The organism is Homoserinibacter sp. GY 40078 (genome assembly GCF_008017545.1).
Taxonomy (GTDB): Bacteria; Actinomycetota; Actinomycetes; order Actinomycetales; family Microbacteriaceae; genus Homoserinibacter.
Genome location: NZ_VRTZ01000002.1, coordinates 757,033 through 781,661, shown reverse-complemented (window position 1 = coordinate 781,661; position 24,629 = coordinate 757,033). Strand labels below are relative to the sequence as shown.

The window sequence follows — 24,629 nt, the reverse complement described above, 5'->3', positions numbered from 1 at the left end:
CATGTCGATCGCCACGCTTCCCACAACGGGCGATGCGTCGGCGCTCGCAGCCGCCCTCGACGCGGCAGAACGACTCCTCGCCGGGCGACGCATCGCGGTTCTCACGGGAGCAGGCGTCTCGACCGACTCCGGCATCCCGGACTACCGCGGCGCCGGGGCACCCGTGCGGCACCCCATGCAGTTCTCCTCGTTCGTGAGCGACGAGCGAGCGCGGAAACGCTACTGGGCCGGCAGTCACCTCGGATGGAACCACTTCTCGGCCGCCGCCCCCAACGCGGGGCACCGTGTTCTCGCAGAGATGGAGCAGCGGGACCGTGTCAGCGGGGTCATCACCCAGAACGTCGATGGTCTCCACGCTCGGGCCGGCTCGCGGCGCGTGGTGGAGCTCCACGGTGCGATGCGACGCGTCATGTGCCTCACGTGCGGGCAGACCTTCGCGCGGGCGGACATCGCCGAGCGCATGACGCGCGAGAATCCGTGGCTCGACTCCCCGGACGGCCTCCACCTGAACCCCGACGGAGACGTCGATGTCGATGAGGTCGAGCACATGGTCGTCCCCGACTGCACGGTGTGCGGTGGCGTGCTGAAGCCCGAGGTGGTCTTCTTCGGCGAATTCGTTCCGACGAGCGTGTTCCAGTCGGCGCGTTCGTTGCTTCGCGGGTCCGATGCCTTGCTCGTAGCGGGTTCTTCGCTCGTCGTGAACTCGGGCGTGAGGCTGCTGGATCAGGCCGTGAAGCGCCGGCTCCCCGTCGTGATCGTGAACCGCGGCGAGACGAGGGGCGATGCCCGTGCCAGTCTCAAGATCGACGCGGGCACGAGCGAGGTGCTCACCGCGCTCGCAGAGCGGCTCGGTTAGTCTCGTCCCCTGGTGCCATGGCACCGGACCGGAGGACACATGACGGAGCTGTATCTCGTGCGCCACGGCGAGACCGACTGGAACGCCGCCCGACGCATCCAGGGGCGAACAGACATCCCCTTGAACGACACCGGTCGCGCTCAAGCCCGTCAGGCGGGTGAGCTTCTCGCGCGGCAGCACTGGGACGCCGTCTATGCGAGCCCGCTCTCGCGTGCTGCGGAGACGGCGCAGATCATCGCGGATCGGATCGGCATCGATGCGGTGCAGCTCGACGACGCGCTCATGGAGCGGGACTACGGTGCGGCCGAGGGACTCGGGTTCGACGAGATCGCCGCGCGGTTCCCCGACGGCGTGCACGCCGACGGCCAGGAGAGCCGCGAGGATGTCGGGCGCCGGGTCGCTGGTGCACTTGTGCGGATCGCCGCATCCCGGCCCGGTGAACGCGTCGTCGTGGTCAGCCACGGCGGTGCGATCCGCGGTGCGCTGAACGTCGCCGATCCGGAGACGCAGCACCCGCGCATCACGAACGCCTCGGTTCACAGTTTCCGGGTGGATGAGGGCGCGTTGCGGCTCGTGGCGTTCGACGACCCGCTCGAGGATGCGTCGCTCCTCCCCGGCTGTGAGGACCTCGACACGCAGAACGCGGTCGAGGCGCAGGACGACGACGGCGAGCTCGTCGCGGGGCGCGCCTGATGGCGGCCGGATCGGCGGCGGACGAATACGCCCGTCGGCTCTCTGCGCTCGGGCTCGAGATCGAGGTGCGCGAGTTCCCCGAGGGCACTCACACGGCAGCCGACGCAGCGGCGGCGCTCGGCTGTCCGGTCGCCGCGATCGTCAAGAGCCTCGTCTTCACGCTCGATGACGCCCCCATCCTCGTCCTGGTGTCGGGTGCGAATCGGGTCGACACGGCTGCGCTCGGACGCGCACTCGGTGGCACTCTCGGCAAGGCGGATGCGCGGCTCGTGAAAGAGGCGACGGGGTTCTCGATCGGGGCCGTCCCGCCGCTCGCTCATGCGACGTCGTTGACGACCGTCGTCGACGAGGACCTCCTCAAGCTCCCCATCGTGTGGGCGGCCGCAGGGAGTTCCTCATCGGTGTTCGCGATCGAACCCAGCCAGCTGGTCGCCCGCAGTGGGGGCACCGTGACTCGCGTCACCGGGTAGCGCGGCCGCGTCCCACTCGCTCGAGCATCTCGAGGAGAGCCACTGCCGACGCATTCCAGTCGAACCGGCGTGCCTCCCTCAGCGACAGCCGGGAGCGCCGCTCCCACTCGCCCTCCGCGTCGAGCGCGCGGATGGCCTCGGCCACCTTTCCCGGATCGTGCGGGTCGGCATAGAGGGCCGCCCCTCCCCCGATCTCGCGGAAGATGGGGATGTCCGAGACGACCACCGGTGTGCCGCGCACCATCGCTTCAACGAGCGGGAGTCCGAACCCCTCGTCGAGCGACATCGTGACGAGCGCCGTGGCACGATCGAGCAGCTCGCCGTACTCCTCGTCGGTGACGCCGTCGTGCACCACGAGCGCTCCGGAGGGTGCGAGGGCTTCAAGGCGCCGCCGATCGGCGTCGCCGATCCGGCTCAGCAGGTGGAGGCGATGGCCGGGCAGTTCGTGGAGGGCGCGTGCCAGAGTCTCGACGTTCTTGTACGGCATGAAGGAGCCCATGTAGACGAGCTCGCGATCCTCCGGACGGGCGCGTTCGACGTCCGGCACGGGGTCGGCGGCATTCGAGACGATCGTGATGGGCCGATCGGTCAGACGGTGCGTGCGCATCAGGTCGCGTGTAGTGGCCGAGACGGTTGCGACCTCGTCGGCGCGGTTCAGCAGCATCCGCTGAGGCCACCAGGCGAGGTGGTACAGGCGCCACAGAATTCGGATGGGCCACGCGAGATCCCGCGGAGGTGTTCGGTTGCGGTAGTAGATGAGGTCGTGGAGCGTGAGCACGAGCCCGTAGCGGCGTCCCCACGATCCGATGGTCTGCATCGGGCTGAACAGCACGTCGGGAGATTCGGCGTTGAGGCGTCGCGCGATGGTGAGCTCGCGTGGGCTCGTCGGGTCGCTCGCGAGCCGCCACGGAAGCTCCGGCAGCATCGGGAGCTGGCGTTCGTCAGAGATGACCATCACCAGTTCGTGACCGCTACGCGCGGCGAGCGGGGCAAGCGCCTCGACGAGATGTGCCGTGTAGCGGCTGATGCCGTCGTGGCGCTCGAAGCGGACGTACCGGCAGTCGACGAGGATCCTCACCTCGCGGGCTCCGCAGGCAGTTCCGCCAAGAAGTCGCGCAGTGCATCGGCGATCGCGTCCGGGGCCTCGTAGTGCGCGAGGTGGCCGACCTTCGGGATCACGACGAGTCTCGCGTCGGGAAAGAGCGCGGCCGTTGCGCGAGCACCGGTCACGGGCGCGATGCGATCCGCCTCGCCGGAGACGAGGAGGGTGCGCACCTCCACCCGCTCGGCGGCCTCGCCCACGTGCGTCGACAGCGACGCGCGGAATCCCTCGCGGACCGTCGTGGCGTCCGAGAAAGCGCTGAAATACCGGTGGTGCTCCTCGTGGATCCACCGTCGCAGGACCCGATCCGGAGTGGTCACGAGCGACATGCTCATGAATTGAACGATCACCGGGCTCCCGAGCCACGCCCGCGCTACGCGCTCCGGCAGGATTCCGCTCACGGCATAGAAGGCGCGCGTCAGCCCTGTGATACCTCGGCCTGCGGCGCTCCGCGGGTCGCTCGTGATCGGATTCACGAGGACGACCGCGCGCGGGCTCACGAGCCCGTCGGCGACAGCGTGCGAGACGATCATCGATCCGAAGGAATGCCCCAGCACGACGGGAGTCGTGGGCAGGTCGAGTGCCTCAAGGAACGCGGCGAGCCAGCGACCGTAGCCGGCGACCGAGTGCGGCGCTTCGGTGAGGGGGGTCGAGTCGCCGAACCCCGGCAGATCAGGGCTGATGATTCGGATGCCGTTGAGGCATGCGACGACCGGGTCCAGTCCGTGGTGGTCGCCCCGGTAGCCGTGGACGAGCACGAGTACGACCTCGGCGTCGCGGGGCCCGTAGTCCTGGTAGCGGGTCGTGGAGCCGAGGACCTGAGCCTCGCCTTCACGGACCGGGACCCGGGCGAGTGCCTCGGCGTGCGGGGTGGGGACGGCCATCTGTGCGATTCTAGGCGGCTCGCCGGCTCCGGGGATGCCAGACTTTCCTTGTGACGTTCACCGCACCCATCACGTTGCCCGGTCTCGCCCTCGACCCGCACTGGTATCGCCGCGCGGTCTTCTACGAGGTGATGGTGAGGGGATTCGTCGACTCGAACGGCGACGGCTCCGGCGATCTCGGCGGGCTGATCTCGAAGCTCGACTACCTGCAGTGGCTCGGCGTCGACGCGCTGTGGATCCCGCCGATCTTCCAGTCGCCCCTTCGTGACGGCGGATACGACGTCTCGGACTACCGGCAGATCCTGCCCGAGTTCGGCACCCTCGAGGAATTCCGCGAGCTCGTCACCAAGGCCCACGAGCGCAACATGCGCATCATTATCGACCTGCCGCTCAACCACACCTCCGACCAGCATGAGTGGTTCCAGCAGTCGCGCACCGATCCGGACGGGCCCTACGGCGACTTCTACGTCTGGCGTGACACCGACGAGGGCTACCCCAACATCCGCATCATCTTCACGGACTACGAGGATTCGAACTGGGCCTTCGACGCCGAGCGTCGCCAGTTCTACTTCCACCGGTTCTTCTCGCACCAGCCCGACCTCAACTACGACAACCCCGCCGTGCACGATGCCGTCTTCGAGGTGATCCGGTTCTGGATGGACCTCGGGGTCGACGGCTTCCGTCTCGACGCGATCCCCTACCTCTACGAGTCGGAGGACGGCAGCGGCGAGGGCGAGCCCGAGACGCACGAGTTCATCGAGGCCGTGCGCCGCATGATGGACGAGGAGTACCCGGGCCGCGTGATGATCGCGGAGGCCAACCAGTGGCCCGCCGAGGTCGTGAACTTCATGGGCACCGAGGAGCGCCCGCAGTGCCACATGGCCTTCGATTTCCCGGTGATGCCCCGCATCTTCTACTCGTTGCGCTCGCAGTCCGCGCAGGAGCTCATGCGCGTGCTCTCCGAGACCACCGACACGCCGCCCGGCGCGGGCTGGGGTGTCTTCCTCCGTAATCACGATGAGCTGACGCTCGAGATGGTCTCGGAGGAGTACCGGCAGGCGATGTACGGCTGGTACGCCTACGACCCGCGGATGCGCGTCAACGTCGGCATCCGTCGACGTCTCGCGCCTCTGCTCGACAACTCGCGCGCGGAGCTCGAGCTCGCGCATGCGCTTCTGTTCTCGCTGCCGGGGTCGCCGTTCCTGTATTACGGCGACGAGATCGGCATGGGCGACAACATCTGGCTTCCGGATCGCGACGCCTCTCGCACGCCGATGCAGTGGACGCCCGACCGCAACGCGGGCTTCTCGACGGCGGATCCCGGCAAGCTCTATCTGCCGGTCGTCCAGTCGCTCGTGTACAACTACACGCTCGTGAACGTCGAGTCGCAGCTCGCCCAGTCCCGCTCCCTGCTGCACTGGATCCGCAACGTGATCCACGTGCGAAAGGCGCATCCGGTGTTCGGGTTGGGCGGCATCAGGGTTCTCCGGACGAACCACGAGTCGGTGCTCGCGTTCGTGCGCGAGTACGAGGGCTCCGGGACCCAGTTCGGCGATGCACCGGAGCGGGTGCTGTGCGTGTTCTCGTTCTCGCACAACCCCGTCTCGGTCTCGATCGATCTCGAGGGAGACGAGGGGGTCGCGCTGTTCGACCTCTTCGGCGGCGGGCAGTTCCCGACGGTCGGCGACGATGGTGTGGTGACCCTCACCCTCGCGACTCAGAACTTCTATTGGCTGCACCTCGGTGAGCCCCGTTCTGCGCTTCCGCGCGCCTTCTGAGCGGCGTCGGCCCTCACCTCTAGGCTGCGGCCATGAGTAGTTGGGCGGACCGTCTTGCGGTCTTCGACCTCGAGACGACGGGCGTCGATGTGGAGGACGCCCGCATCGTCACCGCGTGCATCGCGGTGCTCGACGCCGACGGCGAGGTCGTCCGGCGCTGGGATTGGCTCGCCGATCCCGAGGTGGAGATCCCCGAGGCGGCGTCGGCTGTGCACGGCATCAGCACCGAGCGTGCGCGTGCCGAGGGCCGACCGACCCAGGTCGTGGTGGCGGAGGTGGCCCAGACCCTCCGCGCGCTCCTCGGGCTCGGCGTCCCTGTCGTCGTCTACAACGCCCCGTACGACCTGTCGCTGCTCGACAGGGAGTGCCGCCGCAACGAGCTGGTCCCGCTCGAGGATCCCTCTCCGATCATCGATCCGCTCGTGCTCGACAAGGCTGTCGACCGCTACCGCAAGGGCAAGCGCACGCTCGAGGTGGCAGCCGCCCTGTACGGGGTGCAGCTCGACGACGCGCACGACGCGGGAGCGGACGCGATCGCCGCGGGCCGCGTCGCGCAAGCGCTGCTGCGCGCGTTCCCCGCAGAGCTGGACGTTCCGATCGACGATCTCCACGGTCGGCAGGGGGTCTGGTACGCGGAGCAGGCGGCACGCTTCCAGGACTACATCCGGCGGCAGAAGGGCGACGAGACCTTCACAGCATCCACGGCGTGGCCTGTGAAGTACCCTGCGCACCCGGGCGCGTATCGTGACACGCAGCCCATCCCGCCGCTCGAGCCCCGGCAGGGGCGTGTGCCTGTGATCGACTTCACGAGGCCGCTCGGTCTTCAGCTCGCTGCGCCGCCGGCGCCGCCGCGGCAGCTCGCGTCGGCGGGCGCGCCTCCGCTCGACAGGTTCCCGACGGCGACGTCACCGGCGCCCCTCTGGGACGACGAGCCGCCGCGTCCTGAGCAGGCCGATCAGCATCAGCCCGACACCGCCGACAGCGACGACCTCCTGGAGACTCCCGATGCCGAGGTAGATCTTCCGGCCGCCCGTCCGAGCGTGCTGAGGATCGCGGCAGCGATCGTCATGGACCCCGACGGTCGTTCGCTTCTCGTGCGGAAGGCGGGCACGGTGCATTTCATGCAGCCGGGCGGCAAGATCGAAGAGGGCGAGAGCGCGATCGAGGCGCTCTCCCGCGAGCTCTCCGAAGAGATCGGCGTCGAGCTCGACATCGATCAGGCCGAGTACCTGGGGCTCTTTCGCGCGATCGCGGCCAACGAGGAGGACACCGTCGTCCTCGCCGCCGTCTTCGCTCTCTCCATCGAGGGCGACGTGACTGCGGCGGGCGAGATCGAGGAGCTCCGCTGGATCGACGACCCGGATCTCGATCTGGACGGCGTCGAGGTGGCTCCGCTGACCCGCGACGAACTGCTGCCCCTCTGGGAGCGCCGGCGCGCGCAACTGCTCGGCATCTGATCGAGCGAGCGCGTCACGCGGCTCCGCGCCGACGGCTCACAGAAAAACACGTCGGCCCCGTCCAAAATGGACGAGGCCGACGCAGCAGGTGGAACTCAGGTCTTACTTGCCGAAGTTCTTGTAGCGCGTGTTGAACTTCTCGACGCGACCGGCGCTGTCGAGGATGCGCTGCTTGCCCGTGTAGAACGGGTGCGAGGCGGAGGAGATCTCGACGTCCACGACCGGGTAGGTCTCACCGTCCAGCTCGATGGTCTTGTCGCTCGTGAGAGTCGAACGGGTGAGGAAGGTCTCGCCGCTCGCCAGATCGCGGAAGACGATCGCCTGGTAGTCGGGGTGGATGTCGGTCTTCATGAGGTACCTCAGTCGGATGGTTGGAAAGTTCGCGGGCCGATGGGCCGACTGTCGATTCTAGCAGACGACTCAGGAGTGTCGAGCGCGTGCGGCGAAACGGCCGTCCTCGCTCGTGGACACGACCAGGCCGATCCCGAAGGCCTCCGAGAGACGCTCTCCTGTGATCACCTCGGAGAGGGGACCCGCGGCGTGCACGCGCCCGTCCGCGAGTAGGAGGGCGTGTGTGAAGCCCTGAGGGATCTCCTCCACGTGGTGGGTCACCATGATCATCGCCGGCGCCTCGGCGGTCGCCGCGTACTCGCCGAGCAACTGCACGAGCTCCTCCCGCGATCCGAGGTCGAGGCTCGCGGCCGGCTCGTCGAGGAGCAACAGTTCGGGATCGGTCATCACGGAGCGGCCGATCTGCACGCGCTTCTGCTCGCCGTCCGACAGCGTGCCGAAACGGCGGTCGCGCAGTGCGTCGAGGCGCCACTCGCGCATCACACGATCCGCGCGACGCGCGTCGACATCCTCGTACTCTTCGCGCCAGCGTCCCGTCACCGAGTACGCCGCCGTGAGCACGACGTCGAAGACCGTCTCGTCGCGCGGGATGCGGCGGGCCATCGCGGTCGAGGCGAAACCGATGCGCGGCCGGAGGTCGAACACATCGACCTTCCCGAGTCGCTCCCCCAGCACCGTGGCGACGCCCGAGGTGGGGTGCAGATGTGCGGAGAGGATGTTGAGGAGGGTGGTCTTGCCCGCCCCGTTCGGGCCGAGCACCACCCATCGTTCGTCGGACTCGACCGTCCAGTCGATGTGGTCGAGGATCGTGTTCCCGTCGCGGACGACCGAGACGTCGTCCAGCTGCAGCACCTGCACCATGATGCTGCCAGCCTAGCCGCGAAGGAGGTCGTAGACCGCCCGGGTGCGCTCGGCGATCGACGCCCAGCTGAACTCGGCCTCGGCCCGCAGGCGCCCCGCCTCGCCCATGAGACGTGCCGCCGTCGGATCGGCGAGGACCTCGCCGAGGATGCGCGCCAGGTCCGCGACGAACCGCTCCGGATCCACAGGAGTCCCGGTGCCGTCGTCGACCTGCTCGATGGGCACGAGGCGGCCGGTGAGCCCGTCGGCGACGACCTCCGGGATCCCGCCGGTCGCCGTGCCGACGACGGGGACGGAGCAGGCCATGGCCTCGAGGTTGACGATGCCGAGGGGCTCGTAGACGGAGGGGCACACGAAGACCGTGGCAGAAGTGAGGATCGCCGCGAGGTCGGGCTGCGGAAGCATCTCCTCGATCCAGATGACGCCATCGCGCTCCTGCTGCAGAACGGCGACGCCGCGCTGGACCTCGTTGAGGATCTCGGGCGTGTCGGGTGCCCCGGCGCAGAGCACGAGCTGCACGTCGGGATCCAGGCGGCGGGCCGCCTCCAGCAGGTACGGCAGGCCCTTCTGCCGCGTGATGCGGCCCACGAAGACGACCGAGCGTCGCTCGGGGTCGATGCCGTGCCGGGCGAGCACCTCCGCGTCGTTCACGGGCTTCCAGCGCTCGAGGTCGATGCCGTTGTGCACGACGTGCACGCGATCCGGCTCGATCGCGGGGTAGCTCCGCAGGATGTCCGCGCGCATCCCGGCGCTCACCGCGATGACCGCGTCGGCGGCCTCGAAGGCCGTCTTCTCGATCCAACTCGAGATACGGTATCCGCCGCCCAGCTGCTCCGCCTTCCAGGGGCGCAGCGGCTCGAGCGAGTGCGCGGTCACGACATGCGGGATGCCGTGCAGCAGCTTCGCGAGGTGGCCGGCGCCGTTCGCGTACCAGGTGTGCGAATGCACGATGTCGGCGCCCTCGACGTCCTGCGCCATCTGCAGGTCGACGCCGAGAGTCGCGAGGGCCGGGTTGGCGGAGGTGAGCTGCGGAGGCACGAGGTAGGCGTAGCTGTGCGCCTCGTCGCGAGGAAGGCCGAAGCACCGCACGACGACGTCGACATCGCGCCGGAGTGCCGCGACGAGCTCTGCCACGTGGACTCCCGCTCCCCCATAGACCTCGGGCGGATACTCACGGCTCAGAACATCGACTCGCATGCCTGTCGACGCTAGTACACCCCCCTGTGCTCGCCTACTGTTGATCCATGGCAACAGCGCCCAAGATCTTCGGCATCGTCCTCGCCGGCGGCGAGGGGAAGCGACTGATGCCCCTCACCGCCGACCGCGCCAAGCCCGCGGTCCCCTTCGCCGGGGGCTACCGTCTCATCGATTTCGCACTCTCGAACCTCATCAACTCGGGGCTGCAGCAGATCGTCGTGCTCACGCAGTACAAGTCGCACTCGCTCGACAGACACGTCTCGCAGACATGGCGCCTCCCGGGAATGCTCGGCGCCTACGTGGCGTCCGTCCCCGCTCAACAGCGCCTCGGCAAGCGCTGGTTCTCGGGTTCGGCGGATGCGATCCTGCAGAGCCTGAATCTGCTCCTCGACGAGAAGCCCGACATCGTGGTCGTGGTCGGTGCGGACCACGTCTACCGCATGGACTTCAGCCAGATGATCCAGGCGCACATCGAGTCGGGCGCAGGAGTCACCGTCGCGGCGATCCGGCAGCCGATCGGTCTCGCCGACCAGTTCGGGGTGATCGAGGTCGACGAGTCCGACCCGACCCGCATCGCCGCCTTCCTCGAGAAGCCGAAGGACGCCGTCGGGCTCGCCGACTCCCCCGGCGAGATCCTCGCCTCGATGGGCAACTACGTCTTCGATGCCGACGTGCTGATCGACGCCGTGCAGCGCGACGGGGCGCGCGCCGATTCCAACCACGACATGGGCGGGGACATCGTGCCCGATTTCGTGGCGCGCGGTGAGGCGTCCGTCTACGACCTCAATCGCAACGAGGTGCCCGGTTCCACGGATCGCGACCGCTTCTACTGGCGCGACGTGGGGACGATCGACTCCTTCTTCGAGGCCCACCAGGACCTCATCTCGGCGCTCCCGGTGTTCAACCTCTACAACAGGGACTGGCCGATCTACAGCCAGCAGCTCAACTCGCCCCCCGCCAAGTTCGTGCGCGACGGGCGGGACCAGATCGGCACGGCGATCGATTCGATCGTGTCGCTCGGATGCGTCGTGTCGGGTGGGCACATCGAGCGCGTCGTGCTCGGCCCGTGGGTCAGCATCGACTCGGGCGCGCACGTGACCGATTCGGTCGTGTTCGAGCGGGCGACGATCGGCGCAGACGCGACGGTGCAGCGCGCTATTCTCGACAAGGACGTCGTCGTCGCACCCGGCGCGAGTGTGGGTGTGGACCACGACGCGGATCGCCTCCGCGGCTTCACGGTGACCGAGTCGGGCATCACGGTCGTGGGCAAGGGCGTCCACGTCGACTGACGCGCCTCACCCCCTCACGAGCTCGGAGATCTTCGCCCCCATGGCCCGCTTCCTCGTCGTGCTCGATGTCGACTCCACGCTCATCGAGGACGAGGTGATCGAACTCCTCGCCGACGCCGCCGGATCCCGCGACGCTGTGGCGGAGGTCACCCTGCGTGCCATGAACGGCGAGCTGGACTTCGCCGAGAGCCTGCGCGAACGGGTCGCCACGCTCGCGGGTCTGCCGGAGTCCGTCTTCGCGGAGGTCGGGCGCCGGATCACGGTGACTCGCGGCGTGCCGGAACTGGTCGACGGTGTGCATCGCGCAGGCGGCAAGGTCGCCGTCGTGTCGGGGGGCTTTCACGAGGTGATCGACCCGCTCGCGGCGCATCTGGGGCTCGACCATTGGCGCGCCAATCGTCTCGAGATCGCCGATGGCGTGCTGACGGGTCAGGTCGTCCCGCCCGTGATCGACGCGCCCGCGAAGGCGGATGCGCTCCGCGAGTGGGCGGACGAGCACGGCATCCCGCTCGCTCAGACGCTCGCGGTCGGCGACGGTGCGAACGACCTGCCCATGATGGCGCTTGCTGGTCTCTCAGTGGGGTTCGATGCGAAGGCCCCGGTCCGCGATGTGGCGGACGTGCTGCTCGACGTGCGCGACCTGTCGATGCTGCTGCCCCTGATGGGCCTGCCGCGGAGCTAGTGGCCCATCCCGAGGCCGCCGTCGACGGGGATCACGGCGCCCGAGATGTACCCGGCGTCGTCGGAGGCCAACCACGTGACCACGCGCGCGACCTCCGTCGGTGTGGCGAAGCGGCCGGCGGGAATCTGGGCGAGGTACTGCTTCTGCTGCTCCTCGGGCAGCTCCGCAGTCATGTCGGTCTCGATGAAACCCGGGGCGACGACATTCGCGGTGATGCCGCGCGCGCCGAGCTCGCGGGTGAGCGACCGCGCGATGCCCACGAGGCCGGACTTCGACGCGGCGTAGTTCACCTGGCCCGCGCTTCCGAGCAGCCCCACGACGCTCGAGATGAGCACGACGCGGCCGAAGCGGGCCTTGAGCATCCCCTTCGACGCACGCTTCACCACGCGGAACGCGCCCGAGAGGTTCGTGTCGAGCACCTCGGTGAAGTCCTCGTCGCTCATGCGCATCAGCAGAGTGTCGCGCGTGATCCCGGCGTTGGCGACCACCACCTCCACGGGTCCGAGCTTCTGCTCCACCTCGGTGAACGCGGCATCGACGGACGCGGCGTCGGTGACGTCCGCCCGCACCGTCAGAGCGCCCTCCGGACCCTCGCCGGATCGAGCGGTGACGGCCACCCGGTGGCCCTGGGCGATGAACTCGGCGGCGATCGAATAGCCGATACCGCGGTTGCCGCCGGTGACGAGGACGGTGCGTGAAGTCATGACTCAGGAGCCTACCGGCGGAGACGCGTAGGCTGGATTCATCGCCAGTCGTCGCACCGTCCACACGGTTACCGAGCTACCGCAGTCCCCCGAGGCCGAGCGGCGATTCCGCACGATCACCTACCTCGTGATGATGGGCATCCGCGTGATCTGCCTCGTGCTGTGCATCTTCGTACGGGGCTGGTGGCTCCTCCTGCCCGCCGCGGGAGCGATCTTCCTGCCGTATTTCGCGGTGATCGTGGCGAACACCGCGGGAGGAATGCGCAGGAGTTCCGTCTCACGTCCGGGCGCGGTCGTGCGTCAGGACGGCGAGGAGGCCGGACAGTGATCGGCATCGGCGATCCGGGGATGCGCTGCTCCTCGGCCGGATGCACCGCGGGGGCCGAGTTCCGGGTGAACTGGCGGAACCCTCGCATCCACGGGCCGGAACGCGTGAAGGTGTGGCTGGCGTGCCCGACGCATCGCGAGACACTCGCCGCGTATCTCTCGAGTCGCGGGTTCCCGGTCGCCGTCTCGGCGGTCGATGTCCCGCTCGAGAGTGTGCCGGACCCGGCATGAGCGAGTCCGTCACCGCGCCCGTCGTGGGGTGGCGCCGCTGGGGCGCCTACCTTGCGCTCACGATCGTCTTCGCTCTCGCCTGCGGGTTGCTCTCGTGGTGGCAGTGGTCGAGACGGGCCGAGGCGGTTTCCGAGATCGCTCGCATCGAGGCCAATTACGACGCCGATCCGCGTCCGATCGCAGAGGTTCTCCCGGATGATGTCTGGGACGTCGATGCCGAGTGGACGCCGGTCGTGCTCCAGGGTGAGTATCTCGCCGAGGACCAGGTGCTCGTCCGCAATCGTGTGCGGAATGGCTCACCGGGATTCGAGCAGCTGATTCCTCTTCTGCAGGACGACGGCACAGTGGTGATCGTCGACCGCGGGTGGCTCCCGCTCGGAGACGGCGAAGACGCGCTGCCGGATGCGGTGCCGACGCCGCCATCCGGGCACGTCGAGGTCGTCGCGCGGCTGCGACCCTCGGAGCCCGAGCTGCCGGGTCGCAGCGCCCCCGACGGGCAGATCCCCTCGATCCACGTTCCGACGATGCTCGACGACCTTGACGCAGCGACGTACGAGTCCGCCTACGGCGCGCTCGTGAGCGAGGACCCCGCGCCGGCGGTTGCGCCGCTCGCGGCCGAGCGTCCGGCTGAGGACGAGGGGCCCCACCTCTCCTACGCCCTGCAGTGGATCGCGTTCGGCGTGCTCGCCTTCGTCGGACTGTTCTGGGCGTGGCGGCGGGAGCGGCGGATCGCGGCGCTGCCGGCCGAGGAGCAGGCGGCGGCGCGTGCCCCTCGACGCGAGCACGCCGATGCAGACGTCGAGGACGCGATCCTCGACCGCCTCGAGCGCTGACCCCGCGCTACGAGATCGAGATGAGCTCGGCGTAGCCCGGGTTCCAGTGGTCCTCGACGCCGTCCGGCAGGATCAGGACGCGCTCCGGATTGAGCGCCTCCACCGCGCCTTCGTCGTGCGAGACGAGCACGACGGCCCCGGTGTATCCCGCAAGAGCACCGAGGATCTCGTCCCGCGAAGCGGGGTCGAGGTTGTTCGTCGGCTCGTCGAGCAGCAGCACGTTCGCCCCCGAGACCACGATCATCGCGAGCGCGAGACGCGTCTTCTCGCCGCCGGAGAGCACTCCGGCGAGCTTGTGGCCGTCGTCGCCCGTGAAGAGGAATGAGCCGAGCACCTTCCGCGCCTCGGTCTCGGTGAGGTTGGGAGACGCAGCGACCATGTTCTGCAACACGGTGCGCTTCACGTCGATCGTCTCGTGTTCCTGGGCGTAGTAGCCGATCCGGAGACCGTGACCGGGCTCGACGTGACCCGTGTCGGCGCGGTCGACTCCCGCGAGGATGCGCAGCAGCGTCGTCTTGCCCGCGCCGTTGAGCCCGAGGACGACGACCTTCGAGCCCCGGTCGATCGCGAGATCGACGGCGGTGAAGATCTCGAGCGATCCGTACGACTTCGACAGGTCTTCCGCCTTGAGCGGCGTGCGGCCACAGGGGGCGGGGTCCGGGAACCGGAGCTTCGCCACGCGATCCACCTGGCGTTCGTCCTCGAGGCCCGAGAGCAGCTTCTCCGCGCGGGCCATCATCTGGTGCGCAGCGGCAGCCTTGGTCGCCTTGGCGCCGAACTTCGCCGCCTGTGTCTGAAGTGCGGTCGCCTTCTTCTCGGCGTTGGCGCGCTCCTTCTTGCGGCGTTCCTGGTCGGCCTCGCGCTGGCGCAGGTAGTGCCGCCAGCCCATGTTGTAGATGTCGATGACCTGACGGTTCGCGTCGAGGTAGAAGACTTTGTTGACGACCTCCTCGACGAGATCGACGTCGTGCGAGATCACGATGACTCCGCCCGGGTAGGTCTTCAGGAACTCGCGCAACCACACGACCGAATCGGCGTCGAGGTGGTTGGTCGGCTCATCGAGGATCATCGTGTCCGCGCCCGAGAAGAGGATGCGAGCCAACTCGATCCGGCGTCGCTGCCCGCCCGAGAGCGTCTTCAACTGCTGGTCGAGGATCCGATCAGGCAGAGCGAGGTTCGAGGCGATGGCGGCCGCCTCGGCCTCCGCGGCGTACCCGCCGAGCGAGAGGAAGCGGTCCTCGAGCCGTCCATATCGCGACATCGCGGCCTCGCTGACCGAGGCATCGGTGCTCGCCATGTCGAGAGTCGCCTGCCGCAGCTGGGCGACCACGTGACCGAGCCCGCGCGCGTCGAGGATCCGGGTGCGTGCGGTGTCCTCCGGGTCGCCGGACCGCGGGTCCTGGGGCAGGTATCCGATCTCACCTGTCCGGTCGATCCGCCCTCCGCTCGGCAGGGTCTCCCCCGCGAGCGTCTTGGTGAGCGTCGTCTTGCCGGCACCGTTGCGACCCACAAGGCCGATCTTGTCGCCCGCGTCGACGCGGAAGGCCACGTTCTCCATGAGGAGGCGTGCGCCGACGCGGATCTCGAGATCATGCACGGCGAGCACAGAAGGGGTCCGTTTCTTCGGGAGGATGGGAACAGGTGGGGCGGATACGCCGGCCCGCTAGTCTAACCGGAGGGCGTGCGCGCCCATTCCGCATCGGACCGACCGAAGGACACCATGACCGCGATCTCCCCGTCTTCCCGTCTCGTTCTCGCCGATCGCGTGATCCCGCGCGGCATCGTCACCGACATCGCCCTCGTGGTCGGCGGAGCCCTCTTCACGGCCCTGCTCGCTCAGGTCGAGATTCCGCTGTGGCCCGTGCCGATCACGGGCCAGACTCTCGCGGTGCTCCTCGTCGGCGCGACCCTGGGCGCGGTACGCGGCGGCTCGGCCTTGCTCCTCTACATGATCCTCGGCTTCGCCGGTCTCCCCTTCTACGCACCGAACCCGGACGGCTCGCACCTCACGGGTCTCGCGGCGGTGGCCGCTCCGAGCTTCGGGTACATCATCGGCTTCATCCCCGCCGCTGCTTTCGTGGGGTGGCTCTCGGAGCGCACCTGGGACCGCAAGTTCCTGAAGGCGCTCGCGACCTTCATCGGCGGATCGCTCGTCGTGTTCGCCATCGGGGTGCCGTGGCTGGCGGTCGTGCTCGGGGCGAGCTTCACCGAGGCGCTCGAGTGGGGTGTCTACCCCTTCATCGTCGGCGGCATCATCAAGGCCGTCATCGCCGCCCTCCTGCTTCCCGCCGCGTGGTGGGGTGCGGACAAGCTGGCGGCTCGTCGCTCGGCCGACTGACCCACGTCGCACGCGAAAGGCCCGGGAGAGATCCCGGGCCTTTCGCGTGGAGCTGGTCGTCGTTCGATCAGATCGAGAAGCCGATCGCACGCATCATGTCGCGGCCGTCGTCGGTGATCCGCTCGGGGCCCCACGGCGGCATCCACACCCAGTTGATGCGGAAGCGCTCCACGATGCCATCGAGGGATTGAGCCGTCTGCTCCTCGATCACGTCGGTGAGCGGGCAGCCCGCGGAGGTCAGGGTCATCGAGATGATGAGAGCGTCGTTCTCGTCATCCCAGGCGAGGTCGTAGACGAGCCCGAGGTCCACGATGTTGACACCGAGCTCGGGGTCGATGACATCCTTCAGACCGTCTTCGACGCGATCGAAGAGCGCGGGCTCGAGCGAAGTGGGCATGGGTCCAGGGTACGCGGCTCGGTGCCGTTATGCCTGGGCGACGAGGTAACGGTCGTAGCCCTCGTCCTCGAGCCGCTCGGCGAGCTCCGGGCCGCCCTCCTCCGCGACGCGGCCGTCGACGAACACGTGCACGAAGTCCGGCTTGATGTAGCGCAGGATGCGCGTGTAGTGCGTGATGAGCAGCACACCCAGGCCGGTTTCGTCGTGGGCGCGGTTCACACCCTCCGAGACGATCTTCAGTGCGTCGACGTCGAGGCCGGAGTCGGTCTCGTCGAGCACTGCGAACTTCGGCTTCAGCAGCTCGAGCTGCAGGATCTCGTGGCGCTTCTTCTCTCCGCCCGAGAACCCCTCGTTGACGTTGCGAGCGGCGAACGACGGATCCATGCGCAGCTTGCCCATCGCGTCCTTCACGGTCGCGCCCCAGTGGCGGATCGAGGGCTCCTCGCCCTCGATCGCGGTCTTCGCGGTGCGGAGGAAGTTGGTCACCGTGACGCCCGGGATCTCGACGGGATACTGCATCGCGAGGAAGAGGCCGGCGCGTGCGCGCTCGTCGACGCTCATCGCGAGCACGTCCTGGCCGTCGAAGGAGATCGATCCCCCTTCGACGGTGTACCGGGGGTGGCCGGCGATCGTGTACGCGAGCGTGGACTTGCCGGAGCCGTTGGGGCCCATGACGGCGTGGATCTCGCCCTCGTTGATGGTGAGGTCCACACCCTTGAGGATGTGCTTCGTGCCCTGATCGGTCTCGATGCTGACGCGAAGATCGCGGATTTCCAGGGTGCTCATAGTTATTACCTGTGCCTTCTAGGCGCCGACGACGCGGCGCTCGGGATCGATGTATACGTCGCCGTCGACGATCTCGACGGCGAAGACGGGGACCGGCTCGTAGGCCGGCAGGCTGAGGGGCTTGCCCGTGGTCAGCGAGAAGCGTGACCCGTGCGCCCAGCATTCGAGGGTGTCATCCTCGACGAAACCTTCTGAGAGCGAGATGTCGCCGTGCGTGCAGGTGTCGCCGATGGCGTGCACCTCGCCCGCCGAATCTCGGACGACCGCGATCGGCGTTCCATCGAGCACGACGCGCTTCGCCTCGGACGGCGAGAGCTCGTCGACCGCGCACACCCGCTGGGAGCTCATCGGGTCGCCGCCAGCTCGGTCTCGAGCGCCTCCAGCAGTCGCGCCTCGAGTGCCGGCTCGCCGATGCGCTGCACGATCTCGCCGAGGAAGCCGAGAACCACGAGCCGACGCGCTTCATCCTCCGGGATGCCCCGCGCCTGCAGGTAGAACAGCTGCTCGTCGTCGAAACGTCCCGTCGCGGAAGCGTGTCCTGCGCCCTCGATGTCGCCGGTCTCGATCTCGAGGTTCGGGATCGAGTCGGCCCGGGTGCCGTCGGAAAGCACGAGATTGCGGTTCTGCTCGTACGTGTCGGTACCGGTGGCCGTGCGTCCGATCAGGACGTCGCCCACCCAGACCGTGCGTGCACCGGCCCCGTTCAGCGCGCCCTTGTACGTGACGCGGCTCCGCGTGTGCGGGGCGTCGTGGTTCACGTAGACCCGCTGCTCGAGGTGCTGGCCGGCATCGGCGAAGTACACGCCCAGGAGCTCGGCCTCGGCGCCCTCCTCCGCGAGGTGGGCGGAGGGGTTCACCCGAACGACGGACCCGCCGAGGCTCACCAGGATGTGCGTGAGTGACGCACCGTGGCCGATCCGAGCGAACTGGCTCGCGAGGTGGAGCGACTCGTCGTCCCACTCCTGCAACGACACCACCGTGAGGTTGGCGCCGTCCTCCAGGACGATCTCGAGGTTCTCCGAGAGCCGAGCGCTGCCGCGGCTGTCGAGGACCACGAGGCCGCTCGATCCACTCGCGGCGGTCACGATCGTGTGGGCCGCGCGAGGCGAGTCGCCGAGATCGGCGCGGGACACCGTCAGAACCTCGGCCTCGCCGTCGATCGCGATGTGCAGCGCCTTCTCGAAGCTCGACCACGCGTTCGCGGCGGCCCGCTCCTCCGGGATGCCTGCGGTACCCACGAGCTCCGAAGAGCGGTCGACCCACTCGACGCTCGTGCCCACGGCCTCGGGGTAGAGGACGGGGTAGGGCGCGCCGTCGAGCCGGTCATCGATGAGGGAACGGACGCGGTCGACGGGGGTGAGCTTCCACTCCGCCTCGAGCCCGGTCACAGCGGGGAACTCGTCGGGCGTTGTCGACGTGAAGCGCTCCGAACGGGTCTGGACGGGAACCTGTCCCCATCCTCCGTGCGAATGCTCCGTCAGGCCGTGCTGTTCAGTCTGGACGGGAGTGCTCACTTATCCGACGCTGCCTTCCATGCTCATCTCGATGAGCTTGTTGAGTTCGAGGGCGTACTCCATCGGCAGCTCGCGTGCGATCGGCTCGATGAAGCCACGCACGATCATCGCCATCGCCTCGTCCTCCGGCATGCCGCGTGATTGCAGATAGAACAGCTGCTCCTCGCTCACGCGCGAGACGGTCGCCTCGTGCCCGAGCTGGACGTCGTCGACGCGGATGTCGATCGCCGGATACGTGTCCGACCGCGAGATCGTGTCGACGAGCAGCGCGTCGCAGCGCACGGTGTTCGCGGCGTGATGCGCGTTCTCGGCCACCCGGACCTCGCCGCGGTATCCCGCGCGTCCGCCACCGCGGGCGATCGACTTCGAGACGATCGAGCTCGTCGTGTAAGGCGCCATGTGGATCATCTTCGCGCCGGCGTCCTGGTGCTGACCGGGGCCCGCGAAAGCCACCGAGAGGGTCTCGCCCTTGGCGTGCTCGCCCACGAGGAAGATCGAGGGGTACTTCATGGTGACCTTCGAGCCGATGTTCCCGTCGATCCACTCCATCGTCGCGCCTTCGTGCGCGATCGCACGCTTCGTGACGAGGTTGTAGACGTTGTTCGACCAGTTCTGGATCGTCGTGTATCGCACGCGGGCGTTCTTCTTCACCACGATCTCGACGACCGCCGAGTGCAGCGAGTCGGACTTGTAGATCGGAGCGGTGCAGCCCTCGATGTAGTGCACGTACGAGCCCTCGTCGGCGATGATCAGCGTCCGCTCGAACTGGCCCATGTTCTCGGTGTTGATGCGGAAGTACGCCTGGAGCGGGATCTCGACGTGGACGCCCTTCGGGACGTATACGAACGACCCGCCTGACCACACGGCCGAGTTGAGCGCAGCGAACTTGTTGTCACCCGAGGGGATGACCGTGCCGAAGTACTCCTCGAAGAACTCCGGGTGCTCGCGCAGCGCGGTGTCGGTGTCGAGGAAGATGACGCCCTGCGCCTCCAGATCCTCGCGGATCTGGTGGTACACCACCTCGGACTCGTACTGGGCGGCCACGCCGGCGACCAGTCGCTGACGCTCCGCCTCGGGGATACCGAGCTTCTCGTAGGTGTTCTTGATGTCCTCCGGGAGGTCCTCCCAGGTCGCCGCCTGCTTCTCGGTGGAGCGCACGAAGTACTTGATGTTGTCGAAGTCGATCCCCGAGAGATCGGCGCCCCAGGTGGGCATCGGCTTCATCTGGAAGAGCTTGAGAGCCTTGAGGCGGTTCTTCAGCATCCACTCGGGTTCGCCCTTGAGGAGCGAGATGTCGGTCACGACCTCTTCGTTGAGGCCCCGTCGGGCTGACGCTCCAGCCGCATCCGAGTCGGCCCAGCCGAACTCGTATTGCCCGAGGCTCGCGAGTTCCGGACGGTCGATGAGCACATCTGACATGGGGCTACCTCTCTTCCACCGAAGCGAACCATTCCGCTCGTGTCGGCTAATCGGTGCTGATCGTCCCGAGCCACCGCCTGCGGCGGCCCCATCGTCTCCGCATGCACGATCCCGCGATCAGCGGTCTCGATCCTACAGTGTCGCGTTGCTCAGAGGCTGGGTACGGTCGCGCGTGGATCGCCCACGAGTTGATGCTCGCGCACGGCGAACAGTCGTGGATCCGTATCGAGGAGCACCCGGATCGCACCGACCCAGACGAGGGCCGCGAGGACGACGTGCAACGCGACGAGCAGCTCCGGCAGCCCGATGAGCGATTGCGTCGTGCCGAGCGCGAGCTGCGCCAGCAGCACCACGAGGAACACCCCGACGCGTCCCAGCGCGAGACGGCCGCCGTCCTCGCCTCGCAGGCGGAAGGCGAGGGCGACCGCGAGTGCGAGCACCACGACCGCGACGGTGCCGTGGGCGACGACCACGACCGTCCAGTCGAAACCCATGCGCGGCACCTCGTCGGAGTCGCCCGCATGCGGACCGGATCCGGTGACGAGGGTGCCCGTCGCCACGAGGCCGACCGCCCCGACGGCGATCGACCAGGCGAGAAATCGTGCGGCCGCAGAAGGGCGCGGGCCGTCTCCCCCGGTCCAGCGGGCTCGGTGCCAGGTGAAGGTCGCACACGCGAGCAGGCCCATCGCGAGGACGAAGTGCAGTGCGACCACCCACGGATTGAGGTCGACCCAGACCGTGATGCCGCCCGCTACGGCGTTCGCGATCACGAGCCAGAACATCGACCACGCGAGTCGCGTGAGCGTCCGGTCCCGCGGCCGCTGCAGGCGCGCGGCGACGATCGCCCATCCCACGGCGACGATGAGGAGGACCGTGACCAGGCGGTTGCCGAACTCGATGGCGCCGTGGATCCCGAGCTCAGGGGTCGCGGCGAGCGAGTCCTCCGTGCAGGTCGGCCAGGTCGGGCATCCGAGCCCGGAACCGGTGACCCGCACCGTCACACCGCCGAGGACGATCAGGATGCTCGCGACGAGCGACGCGGTGGTGCCCCAACGGAGTGCGCGGGACCCGAGCGTCCAGCGGTCGGCGGCCCAGGCGAGCGGAGTGCGCAGCGCCATGCTCAGAACGGAAGTGGGACGAACACGAGCGGGTCGATGCCCACCGCGATGAACACCAGCGTCAAATAGGTGATGCTCGCGTGGAAGACGCGCATGGGCTTCACGGCGCCGGGGCGGATCGCCGCGGCGTAGAGGCGGTGGGCCTCCACCAGGAACCATGCTCCCGAGAGAGCTGCGACCGTGGCATAGACCACGCCCATCGGGGCGAGCGGGACGAGGAGCAGTGAGCAGACGACCGTCGCCCACGCGTACAGCACGACCTGGAGGCCGACGGCGGTTCGACCGCGCACGACGGCGAGCATCGGAACCGAGGCCGCTGCGTAGTCCTCGCGGTATCGCATCGACAGCGGCCAGTAATGCGGCGGCGTCCACAGGAACACGATGCCGAAGAGGATCACAGGGGTCCAGCTGAGCGACCCGGTCACCGCTGCCCAGCCGATGAGTACCGGCATACACCCGGCGGCGCCGCCCCAGACGATGTTCTGGGGAGTACGTCGTTTGAGCACGAGCGTGTAGACGAGCACGTAGAACGCGATGGCGGCCAGCGACAGCGCCGCGGCGAGCCAGGTGGTGAACACCCCGAGGATCGCGATCGACACGGCGCCGGCGATCGACGCGAAGGCCAGAGCCTCGCGCGGGCTCAGTTCGCCGGTGACGAGCGGGCGATTGCGCGTGCGCTTCATGAGGCGATCGATGTCGCGATCGATGTAGCAGTTGAATGCGTTGGCGCTCGCAGCCGAGAGTGCGCCGCCCACCAGCGTGGCGAACACCAGACCGAGGAAGCGCAGATCGAGCTGTCCGTGCGCCGCGAGCACCATCACGGGTGCGGTGGTGACGAGCAGAAGCTCGATGACACGCGGCTTCGTGAGCGCGACATAGGCGCGCACCTTGCGGCCGAAGGTCATCGCCACCGGCGCGATCGCGTCCGCCTCTTCCGGGGACGCCGACGCGGAGAGGCTCTGGGCGGATTGCTGCATGGCTCCTCGGTTTGCTCGGCTCCGATCAGTCTACGTCGGGGCCGGACCCGTCCGGTGCTCGGGCGTGTGCCCGCACGCTCACGGGCCACTCGCTATGATCGAAAATGCCCGCCGACCGCGCGGCGATCCCCCATCCTCCACATGTCGATGGTGTTGGCGCGCGGTGCGCCGTCGAAGTCCGAATTCGGTGGGCGGACACAACCTGGGGCGCGTCTCGCTGCCCCGCATTCGAAAGGTCGACATTCAGTGGCAGCACTTTCCTGGGACGAACTCGACGACAAGGCAGTGGACACTGTCCGGATTCTGGCGGCCGATGCCGTTGAGAAGGTGGGGAACGGACACCCGGGAACGGCGATGAGCCTCGCCCCTGCGGCCTACCTCCTCTACCAGAAGGTCATGCGTCAAGACCCGAGCGACCCGAAGTGGGTCGGTCGGGACCGCTTCATCCTGTCGGCTGGTCACAGTTCGCTGACCCAGTACATCCAGCTCTACTACGCCGGCTACGGCCTCGAGCTCGACGACCTGAAGGCTCTGCGCACCTGGGGTTCGAAGACGCCGGGTCACCCCGAGTACGGACACACCGACGGGGTTGAGATCACGACCGGTCCGCTCGGTCAGGGCATCTCCTCGTCCGTCGGATTCGCATACGCCCAGCGCTTCGAGCGTGGGCTGTTCGACCCGGATGCCGCCGACGGCGAGAGCCCGTTCGACCACTACACCTACGTGATCGCGGGCGATGGCGACCTTCAGGAGGGCGTGAGCAGTGAGGCCTCCTCGCTCGCCGGCCACCAGAAGCTCGGCAACCTGATCGCGATCTACGACTCGAACCAGATCTCGATCGAGGACGACACCGACATCGCATTCACCGAGGACGTGGCGGCGCGCTACGCCGCATACGGCTGGCACGTTCAGGTCGTCGATTGGAAGAAGACGGGCCAGTACGTCGAGGACGTCCACGCGCTGCACGACGCGATCGTCGCGGCCCAGGGCGAGCGCGACAAGCCGAGCCTCATCATCCTGAAGACGATCATCGGATGGCCGAGCCCGAAGAAGCAGAACACCGGAAAGATCCACGGATCCGCGCTCGGTGCGGAGGAGCTCGCGGGCCTCAAGGAGGTCCTCGGCTTCGATCCCGAGCAGACGTTCCAGGTGGCCGACGAGGTCATCGAGCACACGCGCGGTGCGGTGGAGCGCGGCGCCGCCGCCCGGGCGGAGTGGCAGAAGGCGTTCGACGCCTGGGCCGCCGCGAACCCGGAGCGCAAGGAGCTCTTCGACCGCATTCAGTCGGGTCGCCTTCCGGAGGGCATCGAGGAGGCGCTCCCCGTGTTCGAGGCGGGCAAGGACGTCTCCACGCGCGCAGCATCGGGCAAGGTGCTGGGTGCGCTCGGCGAGCTCATCCCCGAGCTGTGGGGAGGCTCCGCCGACCTCGCCGAGTCGAACCTCACCACGATCGCCGGTGCGAAGTCGTTCATCCCGACCGAGCACTCGACTCACGAGTGGAGCGGCGACCCCTATGGCCGGGTGCTGCACTTCGGCATCCGCGAGCACGCGATGGGTGCGATCCTCAACGGGATCGTGCTGCACGGCAACACGCGCGCGTTCGGCGGCACCTTCCTGATCTTCAGCGACTACATGCGCCCCGCGGTGCGTCTCGCGGCACTCATGCAGATCCCGTCGATCTTCGTGTGGACCCACGACTCGGTTGCGCTCGGCGAGGACGGCCCGACGCACCAGCCGATCGAGCAGCTCACGGCCCTCCGCGCGATTCCGGGTCTTGACATCGTGCGCCCCGCCGATGCCAACGAGGTCGCGTGGGCATGGAAGACGATCCTCGAGCGTCGCAACGCCCCCGCGGGCATCGCGCTCAGCAGGCAGAACCTGCCGGTGTTCGAGCGCGGTACGGGAGTCGCGGACGGTGACACTCTCGCGTCGGCCTCGCACGTGGCGCGTGGTGCGTACGTGCTCGCCGAGGCGCCCGGTGGTGCGCCCGACGTGATCCTGCTCTCGACCGGATCCGAGGTGCAGATCGCGCTCGACGCGCGCGAGGCGCTCCGGGGCGAAGGCGTGAACGCCCGCGTCGTGTCGGTGCCGAGCCAGGAGTGGTTCGCCGAGCAGGACGCCGAGTACCGCGAGTCGGTGCTTCCGGCCTCCGTCACCGCGCGCGTCTCGGTCGAGGCGGGGCTGGCACTCACGTGGGCGCCGTACCTCGGTTCCCACGGCCGCTCGGTCTCGATCGAGCACTTCGGCGCATCCGCCGACTACAAGACCCTCTACAACGAGTTCGGCATGACGACCGAGGCCGTTGTGGCCGCCGCGAAGGACTCGCTCGCCGCTGCGGCGTCCTGACCCGTACCCCTCAACGGAA

The 24,629-nt window shown here is 68.3% G+C and carries 26 protein-coding genes; 12 read left to right on the top strand and 14 right to left on the bottom strand.

What is annotated here, in order from left to right; all coding sequences use genetic code 11:
- Position 1 precedes the first annotated feature (1 nt).
- Genes FVQ89_RS12470 through FVQ89_RS12460 form a run of 3 tightly spaced genes read left to right on the top strand, consistent with a single transcriptional unit; the run spans position 2 to position 2,019 of the window.
- Positions 2-856 (top strand): Sir2 family NAD-dependent protein deacetylase, encoded by an 855-nt coding sequence (locus FVQ89_RS12470; protein WP_147902244.1) that lies wholly within the window; start codon positions 2-4, stop codon positions 854-856.
- 39 nt (positions 857-895) lie between these two features.
- Entirely contained in the window at positions 896-1,549 is a 654-nt protein-coding gene (locus tag FVQ89_RS12465) for a histidine phosphatase family protein (protein WP_147902243.1), read from the top strand.
- A complete protein-coding gene (locus FVQ89_RS12460; protein ID WP_147902242.1) occupies positions 1,549-2,019 on the top strand; it encodes a YbaK/EbsC family protein in 471 nt (156 codons plus the stop codon). Before FVQ89_RS12465 ends, FVQ89_RS12460 begins: the two co-directional genes overlap by 1 nt.
- Here FVQ89_RS12460 and FVQ89_RS12455 read toward each other — a convergent pair.
- Complete coding sequence (locus tag FVQ89_RS12455) at positions 2,009-3,097, bottom strand: glycosyltransferase family 1 protein (protein ID WP_147902241.1); 1,089 nt, start codon at positions 3,095-3,097, stop codon at positions 2,009-2,011. The two genes, FVQ89_RS12460 and FVQ89_RS12455, sit on opposite strands and share 11 nt — an antisense overlap.
- On the bottom strand, positions 3,094-4,005 hold the full coding sequence (locus FVQ89_RS12450) for an alpha/beta fold hydrolase (RefSeq protein ID WP_147902240.1): 912 nt from the start codon (positions 4,003-4,005) through the stop codon (positions 3,094-3,096). Before FVQ89_RS12450 ends, FVQ89_RS12455 begins: the two co-directional genes overlap by 4 nt.
- Positions 4,006-4,055: 50 nt before the next feature.
- Here FVQ89_RS12450 and treS point away from each other — a divergent pair, with 50 nt between their 5' ends.
- Together treS and FVQ89_RS14735 are read left to right on the top strand one after the other, a co-directional pair.
- On the top strand, positions 4,056-5,783 hold the full coding sequence (treS, locus tag FVQ89_RS12445) for a maltose alpha-D-glucosyltransferase (RefSeq protein WP_147902239.1): 1,728 nt from the start codon (positions 4,056-4,058) through the stop codon (positions 5,781-5,783).
- 32 nt (positions 5,784-5,815) lie between these two features.
- Positions 5,816-7,240, top strand: coding sequence for an exonuclease domain-containing protein (locus FVQ89_RS14735; protein WP_147902238.1), 1,425 nt, complete (start codon positions 5,816-5,818; stop codon positions 7,238-7,240).
- 102 nt (positions 7,241-7,342) lie between these two features.
- Here the strand turns inward: FVQ89_RS14735 and FVQ89_RS12435 are convergent, their stop codons facing one another.
- The 3 genes from FVQ89_RS12435 to glgA all read right to left on the bottom strand — a co-directional run bounded on the left by FVQ89_RS12435 (position 7,343) and on the right by glgA (position 9,649).
- A complete protein-coding gene (locus tag FVQ89_RS12435) occupies positions 7,343-7,591 on the bottom strand; it encodes a type B 50S ribosomal protein L31 (RefSeq protein ID WP_120763407.1) in 249 nt (82 codons plus the stop codon).
- 69 nt (positions 7,592-7,660) lie between these two features.
- A complete protein-coding gene (locus tag FVQ89_RS12430; protein ID WP_147902237.1) occupies positions 7,661-8,452 on the bottom strand; it encodes an ABC transporter ATP-binding protein in 792 nt (263 codons plus the stop codon).
- A 12-nt stretch (positions 8,453-8,464) separates the two neighbouring features.
- Positions 8,465-9,649 carry a glycogen synthase gene (gene glgA, locus FVQ89_RS12425; protein ID WP_147902236.1) on the bottom strand — a complete coding sequence of 395 codons (1,185 nt, stop codon included), beginning with the start codon at positions 9,647-9,649 and terminating at the stop codon, positions 8,465-8,467.
- A gap of 47 nt (positions 9,650-9,696) precedes the next feature.
- Between glgA and FVQ89_RS12420 the strand changes: the two genes are divergently transcribed.
- Positions 9,697-10,938, top strand: coding sequence for a glucose-1-phosphate adenylyltransferase (locus FVQ89_RS12420; protein WP_147902235.1), 1,242 nt, complete (start codon positions 9,697-9,699; stop codon positions 10,936-10,938).
- 40 nt (positions 10,939-10,978) lie between these two features.
- Positions 10,979-11,620 (top strand): phosphoserine phosphatase SerB, encoded by a 642-nt coding sequence (serB, locus tag FVQ89_RS12415; protein WP_147902234.1) that lies wholly within the window; start codon positions 10,979-10,981, stop codon positions 11,618-11,620.
- Here the strand turns inward: serB and FVQ89_RS12410 are convergent.
- A complete protein-coding gene (locus FVQ89_RS12410) occupies positions 11,617-12,324 on the bottom strand; it encodes a beta-ketoacyl-ACP reductase (RefSeq protein WP_147902233.1) in 708 nt (235 codons plus the stop codon). The two genes, serB and FVQ89_RS12410, sit on opposite strands and share 4 nt — an antisense overlap.
- A 40-nt stretch (positions 12,325-12,364) precedes the next feature.
- On the opposite strand from FVQ89_RS12410, the gene FVQ89_RS12405 reads away from it, so the two are divergent.
- From FVQ89_RS12405 to FVQ89_RS12395, 3 genes are read left to right on the top strand one after another with little or no spacing between them, the layout of a single operon-like run.
- Positions 12,365-12,652: a DUF3099 domain-containing protein gene (locus tag FVQ89_RS12405; protein ID WP_147902232.1), complete on the top strand. Its 288-nt coding sequence runs from the start codon at positions 12,365-12,367 to the stop codon at positions 12,650-12,652.
- Complete coding sequence (locus FVQ89_RS12400) at positions 12,649-12,882, top strand: hypothetical protein (RefSeq protein WP_370454474.1); 234 nt, start codon at positions 12,649-12,651, stop codon at positions 12,880-12,882. Before FVQ89_RS12405 ends, FVQ89_RS12400 begins: the two co-directional genes overlap by 4 nt.
- Complete coding sequence (locus tag FVQ89_RS12395) at positions 12,879-13,715, top strand: SURF1 family protein (RefSeq protein ID WP_147902231.1); 837 nt, start codon at positions 12,879-12,881, stop codon at positions 13,713-13,715. The genes FVQ89_RS12400 and FVQ89_RS12395 overlap by 4 nt, the downstream gene beginning before the upstream one ends.
- A 7-nt stretch (positions 13,716-13,722) precedes the next feature.
- Here FVQ89_RS12395 and FVQ89_RS12390 read toward each other — a convergent pair whose 3' ends face one another.
- Positions 13,723-15,321, bottom strand: coding sequence for an ABC-F family ATP-binding cassette domain-containing protein (locus tag FVQ89_RS12390; RefSeq protein WP_147902230.1), 1,599 nt, complete (start codon positions 15,319-15,321; stop codon positions 13,723-13,725).
- A 114-nt stretch (positions 15,322-15,435) separates the two neighbouring features.
- Between FVQ89_RS12390 and FVQ89_RS12385 the strand changes: the two genes are divergently transcribed.
- A complete protein-coding gene (locus FVQ89_RS12385; RefSeq protein WP_147902229.1) occupies positions 15,436-16,053 on the top strand; it encodes a biotin transporter BioY in 618 nt (205 codons plus the stop codon).
- 67 nt (positions 16,054-16,120) lie between these two features.
- On the opposite strand, the gene FVQ89_RS12380 is transcribed toward FVQ89_RS12385, so the two are convergent.
- From FVQ89_RS12380 to FVQ89_RS12350, 7 genes are all read right to left on the bottom strand, one after another.
- Positions 16,121-16,450 (bottom strand): metal-sulfur cluster assembly factor, encoded by a 330-nt coding sequence (locus tag FVQ89_RS12380; RefSeq protein WP_147902228.1) that lies wholly within the window; start codon positions 16,448-16,450, stop codon positions 16,121-16,123.
- A 27-nt stretch (positions 16,451-16,477) separates the two neighbouring features.
- The gene (gene sufC, locus FVQ89_RS12375) at positions 16,478-17,236 is read right to left on the bottom strand and encodes a Fe-S cluster assembly ATPase SufC (protein WP_147902227.1); all 759 of its coding nucleotides are present in this window, start codon (positions 17,234-17,236) and stop codon (positions 16,478-16,480) included.
- 18 nt (positions 17,237-17,254) lie between these two features.
- Complete coding sequence (locus tag FVQ89_RS12370) at positions 17,255-17,584, bottom strand: non-heme iron oxygenase ferredoxin subunit (protein ID WP_147902226.1); 330 nt, start codon at positions 17,582-17,584, stop codon at positions 17,255-17,257.
- Positions 17,581-18,750, bottom strand: coding sequence for a Fe-S cluster assembly protein SufD (gene sufD, locus FVQ89_RS12365; protein ID WP_255513588.1), 1,170 nt, complete (start codon positions 18,748-18,750; stop codon positions 17,581-17,583). The genes FVQ89_RS12370 and sufD overlap by 4 nt, the downstream gene beginning before the upstream one ends.
- Complete coding sequence (sufB, locus tag FVQ89_RS12360) at positions 18,751-20,169, bottom strand: Fe-S cluster assembly protein SufB (protein ID WP_147902225.1); 1,419 nt, start codon at positions 20,167-20,169, stop codon at positions 18,751-18,753.
- A gap of 149 nt (positions 20,170-20,318) precedes the next feature.
- On the bottom strand, positions 20,319-21,287 hold the full coding sequence (locus FVQ89_RS12355; protein WP_147902224.1) for a heme A synthase: 969 nt from the start codon (positions 21,285-21,287) through the stop codon (positions 20,319-20,321).
- A 2-nt stretch (positions 21,288-21,289) separates the two neighbouring features.
- Positions 21,290-22,192: a heme o synthase gene (locus FVQ89_RS12350; protein ID WP_255513623.1), complete on the bottom strand. Its 903-nt coding sequence runs from the start codon at positions 22,190-22,192 to the stop codon at positions 21,290-21,292.
- A gap of 318 nt (positions 22,193-22,510) precedes the next feature.
- Between FVQ89_RS12350 and tkt the strand changes: the two genes are divergently transcribed.
- The gene (tkt, locus tag FVQ89_RS12345) at positions 22,511-24,610 is read left to right on the top strand and encodes a transketolase (RefSeq protein ID WP_147902222.1); all 2,100 of its coding nucleotides are present in this window, start codon (positions 22,511-22,513) and stop codon (positions 24,608-24,610) included.
- The last annotated feature ends 19 nt before the right edge of the window (positions 24,611-24,629 follow it).